Below are 6,452 nucleotides of genomic sequence, written 5' to 3' on the forward strand. Positions count from 1 at the left end.
GCATGGCGGTTCACTTCTCGAAGGACGACGAAGATGTCGAAACGCATGACATCAATGTCACGCCATTCATCGACGTCATTCTGGTTCTCCTGATCATCTTCATGGTTGCAGCGCCGCTCGCGACCGTCGACATCCCTGTCGAGCTTCCGACTTCGAACGCCGAGCCGCAGCGGCGGCCGGACAAGCCGGTCTTCCTCACCATCCGGGCGGACCGCTCGCTTGCGGTGGGCGAGGACATGATCGCGCACGAGAGCCTGCCTTCTGCGCTTGAGGCCGCGACCAAGGGCAACCGTGAGGAGCGGATTTTTGTGCGCGCCGACCGGGCGGTGAATTATGGCGACGTCATGGAAGTGATGAACGCGCTGCGTTCGATCGGCTATCTGAAAATCGGGCTGGTCGGACTGGAAGCGCGGGAAGAGAAGAGATGAATGCGGTCACATGGATCGCGGGACTCGACGAGGACGAGGAGCTGCATCCCTGGCGGTGGCTCTGCGCGGTCCTGTTCGTCGTGGCCGCCCATGCGGCGTTTGTCGCGGTCTACCTGTATGTCAAGCCGGAGACCGGAATAACCGGAGCCGACGTCCCGGCGGTGATGATCGAATTCGCGCCCGAGGCGGCCGCTCCGGAAACCGAGGCCGATCTCGCTCCCGGCCCGGAAACCATCGACTCGCAACCGACGCTGCAGCCGGAGGTCACGCCGCAGGCGGCCGAGGAACCGGTCATCGAAGTGCCACCTGCGCCGGCACTGGATCCGGACATCGTGGTCCCGCCGAAGAAGGAAGTCGTCGAGGAAAAGAAGCAGCAGGTGCCGCAGCCCAAGCCGCCGGAGCCGGTCGAACAGCCAGTGCAGCAGCAAGTACAGTCGGTCCGGCAGCCGACGTCGAATCCGAATGTGGAGAAGCGCGCGAACAAGCCGGTATCGCCCTCGGCGGGCACCACGGCGGCCAAGCGAGCGATGGTGACCTACGCGCATTTGCTCAGCGCTCACCTTCAGCGCTTCAAGCGTCCGGCAAAGGGACGCGGCACCGCGGTCGTAAGCTTTACGGTCAATCGCAGTGGGCGCGTGGTGGCGCGCCGCATCGTCCGGTCGTCAGGCTCATCGGCGGTCGACGACGAAGCCATGGCGATGATCGCGCGCGCGCAGCCGATGCCGCCGTTTCCGGCCGCGGTACCACAATCCGAAGAGACCTTTATCCAGGCGATCCGTTTCCGCTGACGCGCAGGACGGACCACCCTTCATGGTGGCTATGGTGCCCAGCGGACCGGCGAAGGTGGAGAATCATCGGCAACAGGCGTCGCGACGGTTGCGGGCCCTGGCTCCGGTCGCGACCCATTGCCGAAAAACATTTCCCAGAATGGCTTTGGGTTCTGGTTCGGCAGTTGTTCGACAACAGGGTGCAGCGCCTCCTGCGGATCGGTCTGCAACCGGCTGACGGTGTCGGCGAAGCCGCTTCTGATCTGCTGCTCAAGCGCGCCATCGCGGGTTTCGAGATAGGATTTGAGCCGCGAGATTTCACCGGACAGCGTGTCGAGGCGGATGGCGTCGATCTGACGCCTGATTTCCTGAAATTGCTGATTGACCAGTGAAGCGAGCCGATCCAGTGCCTGGCCGGCATCGATGCCGGGGTCACTTCGCGGTTCGCCCCGGATGATCTGTGCCGCTGGCGAATCGGACGGCAGGCGATCGAGCGCGTTCAGCAGATCGTCCACCGACACCTCCTGCTCGCGCTTTCGCGCCAGGTCCTGGGCAAGTGTCACGATCGTCTTGAACTCCGCCGACAGGCTCGGAAGCGCGCCGTTGACCGGGCTGCCCCGTTCTACATCCATCAGCGCGAGCATCGCGGCGCGGAAGGCCTTGTCGACATCCACCTTGCCATCAAACTGGCGGCTCGCATTCGGGATCAGGGTCATGGCGAGAACCAGATGGGCCGCGGATACGGTGCCGTGATTGAGTTCCCGTGCGAGCTTCGTGGTCTTGTGCAGGCAATCCGATGCCGTTTTCGTGCAACCGTTGATCTTGGCCTCGGTCTGCGACGTGATCAGCGGATGTGTCTGCTGACCCTCCCGCTCGGTCTCCGCGCCTTCGGCACCGAGCACCTGGCCTTCGACATAAGGCGACTGATAGGTATTCATGACCGGCTCCCAACCTTGGCCTCATCGCATTCGAATCGTGCCTCACGCGGCGCGTTCGGCCTGCGGTGGCGCTGTGCCACCTCGCTCGTCGGGCGCAGCGGCCGTGTATGCCTCCCGTGCGGGGGGCGGGATCGACTGCGCCATGAGTTGGGCGACACTGTCCGCGAGCGAGGGGACGGGCGCCGACGCCTCCGTTTGCTCCTCCGCTTCCGTCGCAAGCTGTCGCGCATCGTCGACAGGGCCGTGCGGCGTCTCCGCTTCAGACATGCCGTCCCCGGTCGGGATTGCCGCCGCAAACGGCTCGGCGGCAGCTGCGAACTCGACCGCTTCAGTCTGGCGCAGCTCGATCGTGGGCGCCGTCTCGAGCAAAGCAGCCGCCGACGTGTCCGATTGATCGTCCGCGAGGGCTTCGGCTTCATCGTGGTTCTGTTGCGGGCCGGTCTTTTCCGCCGCTCCGTGCAGCAGGGCCAACACCTCCGACAATTCCGGCATCATTCGTTCGATCGTACGCAGCGCACGATATTCCCGCGTGTCTTCGAGCTGACGCTGCGTGTGGTCGCGGATGTCAGCCAGCGAGCTGGTGAAATCCACCAGGCCCGCAAATTCCGCCATCGTCTGCTCGATTGCTTTCAGCGCACGAAAGCGGTCGAGCTCCGCGATCTGCCGCTCCACATCCTCACGAACCAATCGAAGCGACGACAGAATTTCCGAACGCTGAACCGTCATGACCACTCTCCTGCAACCAGAGACAGTCACAGGCTAGCAATATGTCCTAAAGGTTGCAATACCAAGAAAGACATCTGGAGATTGTCTTCTTTATCCCGGCGTCGGCTCCGCGACGCCCGCGACGAATTGTTGGATTGGATGGCCGTTTCGGAGAAAATGGTGGGCGGTGACGGGATCGAACCGCCGACCCTCTCGGTGTAAACGAGATGCTCTGCCAGCTGAGCTAACCGCCCGTGCGGCCGAACCGAACCAGCCGCCTGAGACGACGCGGCCATGTGCCCGCCGCTCGACGGGATCAAATACGCCGCGCCCCGCCGAAAATCAAACGGCGGCGCACATGCGCCGCCGTTTGCGTTCGTTTCAGGCTCGTCAGTTCAATGCGCGGTCAGCGCCGAGGCCTCGTCGTCGGCCACCTTTTCGGCTGCGGTCTTCGCCGCAGGCTCTTCCCACTGGATCGGCTCGGGCTTTCGCACCAGCGCGCGCGCCAGAACCTCGTCCATGCGGGAGACCGGGACGATCTCAAGCCCGCTCTTCACGTTCTGTGCGATATCCGCGAGGTCCTTGGCATTCTCCTCGGGGATCAGCACGGTCTTGATGCCGCCGCGCAAGGCGGCGAGCAGCTTCTCCTTGAGCCCGCCGATCGGCAGGACGCGCCCGCGCAGCGTGATCTCGCCGGTCATCGCGACATCGCGGCGGACCGGGATGCCGGTCATCACCGAGACGATCGCCGTGACCATGGCGACGCCCGCGGACGGACCATCCTTCGGCGTCGCGCCCTCCGGCACGTGGACGTGGATGTCGCGCCGGTCAAACAGCGGCGGCTCGATACCGAAGGCGATCGAACGCGAGCGGGCGTAGGATGCCGCCGCCGAGATCGACTCCTTCATGACGTCACGCAGATTGCCGGTGACGGTCATCTTGCCCTTGCCGGGCATCATCGCACCTTCGATGGTCAGCAGCTCACCGCCAACGTCGGTCCATGCGAGACCGGTGACCACGCCGATCTGGTCCTCGTCCTCCACCTCGCCGTAGCGATATTTGGGTACGCCGAGATAGTCACCCAGTTCCTTGGCGGTGACGGCAACCGACTTCTTCTTTGAAAGCGTCAGCTCCTTGACCGCCTTGCGGATCAGAGTCGAGATTTCACGCTCGAGATTTCTCACGCCTGCTTCCCGCGTATAGCGGCGGATGACGGTCAGCAGAGCCTCATCGTCGATCGTCCATTCGTTCGCGGTCAACCCGTGCTTGGAGATCGCAGCCGGGATCAGGTGCTTGCGCGCGATCTCGAGCTTCTCGTCCTCTGTATAGCCCGCAATCCGGATGATTTCCATGCGATCCATCAGGGGCGGCGGGATATTGAGCGTGTTCGCCGTGGTCACGAACATCACGCTGGAGAGGTCATAATCGACCTCCAGGTAATGGTCGCTGAACGTCGAATTCTGCTCCGGATCCAGCACCTCGAGCAAAGCCGACGACGGATCGCCGCGGAAATCCGCGCCCATCTTGTCGATCTCGTCCAGCAGGAACAGCGGATTGGACGATTTCGCCTTGCGCATCGACTGGATGATCTTGCCCGGCATCGAGCCGATGTAAGTCCGGCGGTGACCGCGGATCTCGGCTTCGTCACGCACGCCGCCGAGCGACACGCGCACGAATTCGCGGCCGGTCGCCTTGGCGATCGACTTGCCGAGCGAGGTCTTGCCGACGCCGGGAGGGCCGACCAGGCACAGGATCGGACCGGTCAGCTTGTTGGCCCGTTGCTGCACGGCGAGATATTCGACGATGCGATCCTTGACCTTCTCCAGGCCATAGTGATCCGCGTCGAGGATATCCTGCGCAGCCTTGAGGTCCTTCTTGACCTTTGTCTTCTTCTGCCACGGGATCGACAGCATCCAGTCGAGATAGTTGCGCACGACGGTAGCCTCGGCGGACATCGGTGACATCTGCCGGAGCTTCTTGAGCTCGTGCTGCGCCTTCTCGCGGGCTTCCTTGGAGAGCTTCGTCTTCTTGATCTTGTCTTCGAGTTCGGCGAGTTCGTCCTTGCCGTCCTCGTCGCCCAGCTCCTTCTGGATCGCCTTCATCTGCTCGTTGAGATAATATTCGCGCTGCGTCTTCTCCATCTGACGCTTCACGCGCGTGCGGATGCGCTTCTCGACCTGCAGCACGGAGATTTCGCTCTCCATCAGGCCGAGCACCTTTTCAAGCCGCTGCGGAACACTCGCTGTCTCGAGCAGCGCCTGCTTGTCGGCGATCTTGACCTGCAGATGCGAGCCGACGGTGTCGGCGAGCTTGGCATGATCGTCGATCTGCTGAACCACCCCCACCACTTCCGGTGAGACCTTCTTGTTCAGCTTCACGTAATTCTCGAATTCGTTGACCACCGAGCGCGCCAGCGCCTCGGCCTCCACGTGCTCGCCAAGATGATCGTCGAGCACAACGGCGTCGGCTTCGAAATACTCGGAGCGGTCGGTATATTTAAGAACCTTGGCGCGCTGCGCGCCCTCGACCAGCACCTTCACGGTGCCGTCCGGCAGTTTCAGCAATTGCAGGACGCTGGCGAGCGTGCCGACCTCGAAAATGTCGGTGGTCGCCGGATCGTCATCCGAAGCGTTCTTCTGCGTGGCAAGGAGAATGAACGTGTCCGAACGCATTACCTCTTCCAGCGCCTTGATCGACTTTTCGCGGCCGACAAAGAGCGGGACGATCATGTGCGGGAACACGACGATGTCGCGCAGCGGAAGCACCGGATAGGCCCGGGTTTCGCCAGCGATCAGAGGTGGACGCGGCTTGTTTGTGGTCGTCATGGCCGTCATTCCTTTGTTCTTGTGCCCCTCCCGAAGGTCCGCATCATGCGCAACCGACAGGAGTGCCGAGGGAGCCCGGGAGGGAGCATGGCGCTCAAGGCACTTTGGCCATGCACGAGGGCGAAGTACGAACCCTGCCCAGAGTGAAGTAAGTCTTTCGTACGCGATCCGTTCGCCTGCGATAGGTGGCGTTGCAGCAGGAGGGTGTCAAGGGAACCGGTTCGCGGTTCCCCGCATCAGACTAGCAAGAACGAAGCCAGCCTGCGAGTGCGGCCGGCCCAGGCGCCAAACCCAAGGCAGTCTAGTGTAAGCGATTCTTCCGGCCCTGTCGCAGCGGGGCGCAAACCCAATCGAGGGATCAGGCCGAGGCCGAGCTTTCCGCGGTACGGTCCGACCGATCCGCGTAGATGTAGAGCGGGCGGGCGGTACCCTCAACCACCTCGCGGGAGATCACCACCTCCTCGACGCCCTCCAGGCTTGGCAGGTCGAACATGGTATCGAGCAGGATGCTTTCCATGATCGATCGCAGGCCGCGGGCGCCGGTCTTGCGCTCGATCGCCTTGCGGGAAATGGCGCCCAGCGCTTCCTCGGCAAGCGTGAGGTCGATGTTTTCCATCTCGAACAGCCGCTGATACTGCTTGACCAAGGCGTTCTTGGGTTCGACCAGGATCTTCTTGAGCGAGGCCTCGTCGAGATCCTCAAGCGTGGCGACCACCGGGAGGCGACCGACGAATTCCGGGATCAAGCCATATTTCAGGAGATCTTCAGGCTCGACCTCGCGGAAGATTT

General features: G+C 62.8%; 5 protein-coding genes, 1 tRNA gene and 1 pseudogene. 2 read left to right on the top strand and 5 right to left on the bottom strand.

Going from position 1 to position 6,452, the window contains the following annotated elements; all coding sequences use genetic code 11:
- Positions 1 to 2: 2 nt before the first annotated feature.
- Positions 3 to 428, top strand: coding sequence for a TonB system transport protein ExbD (gene exbD / locus AB7F49_RS25760; RefSeq protein WP_428527708.1), 426 nt, complete (start codon positions 3 to 5; stop codon positions 426 to 428).
- Positions 425 to 1,216 carry a TonB family protein gene (locus tag AB7F49_RS25765; protein ID WP_428527710.1) on the top strand — a complete coding sequence of 264 codons (792 nt, stop codon included), beginning with the start codon at positions 425 to 427 and terminating at the stop codon, positions 1,214 to 1,216. The genes exbD and AB7F49_RS25765 overlap by 4 nt, the downstream gene beginning before the upstream one ends.
- Positions 1,217 to 1,245: 29 nt before the next feature.
- On the opposite strand, the gene AB7F49_RS25770 is transcribed toward AB7F49_RS25765, so the two are convergent.
- From AB7F49_RS25770 to clpX, 5 genes and pseudogenes are all read right to left on the bottom strand, one after another.
- Complete coding sequence (locus AB7F49_RS25770; protein ID WP_428527712.1) at positions 1,246 to 2,133, bottom strand: hypothetical protein; 888 nt, start codon at positions 2,131 to 2,133, stop codon at positions 1,246 to 1,248.
- Between the two features lie 42 nt (positions 2,134 to 2,175).
- The gene (locus AB7F49_RS25775) at positions 2,176 to 2,859 is read right to left on the bottom strand and encodes a hypothetical protein (RefSeq protein WP_428527713.1); all 684 of its coding nucleotides are present in this window, start codon (positions 2,857 to 2,859) and stop codon (positions 2,176 to 2,178) included.
- Between the two features lie 157 nt (positions 2,860 to 3,016).
- Positions 3,017 to 3,092, bottom strand: a tRNA-Val gene (locus tag AB7F49_RS25780).
- 141 nt (positions 3,093 to 3,233) lie between these two features.
- Positions 3,234 to 5,663, bottom strand: coding sequence for an endopeptidase La (gene lon, locus AB7F49_RS25785; protein WP_428527715.1), 2,430 nt, complete (start codon positions 5,661 to 5,663; stop codon positions 3,234 to 3,236).
- A gap of 358 nt (positions 5,664 to 6,021) precedes the next feature.
- Positions 6,022 to 6,452 (bottom strand): annotated as a pseudogene (gene clpX / locus AB7F49_RS25790) (ATP-dependent Clp protease ATP-binding subunit ClpX); the annotation flags it as partial.

It is taken from the genome of Pseudorhodoplanes sp. (genome assembly GCF_050250235.1).
GTDB lineage: Bacteria > Pseudomonadota > Alphaproteobacteria > Rhizobiales > Xanthobacteraceae > Pseudorhodoplanes.

Bases quoted from the DNA above. Each gene is read 5' to 3' on its own strand.
- exbD (WP_428527708.1), top strand. From the start codon at position 3: ATGGCGGTTCACTTCTCGAAGGACGACGAAGATGTCGAAACGCATGAC.
- AB7F49_RS25765 (WP_428527710.1), top strand. From the start codon at position 425: ATGAATGCGGTCACATGGATCGCGGGACTCGACGAGGACGAGGAGCTG.
- AB7F49_RS25770 (WP_428527712.1), bottom strand. From the start codon at position 2,133: ATGAATACCTATCAGTCGCCTTATGTCGAAGGCCAGGTGCTCGGTGCC.
- AB7F49_RS25775 (WP_428527713.1), bottom strand. From the start codon at position 2,859: ATGACGGTTCAGCGTTCGGAAATTCTGTCGTCGCTTCGATTGGTTCGT.
- lon (WP_428527715.1), bottom strand. From the start codon at position 5,663: ATGACGACCACAAACAAGCCGCGTCCACCTCTGATCGCTGGCGAAACC.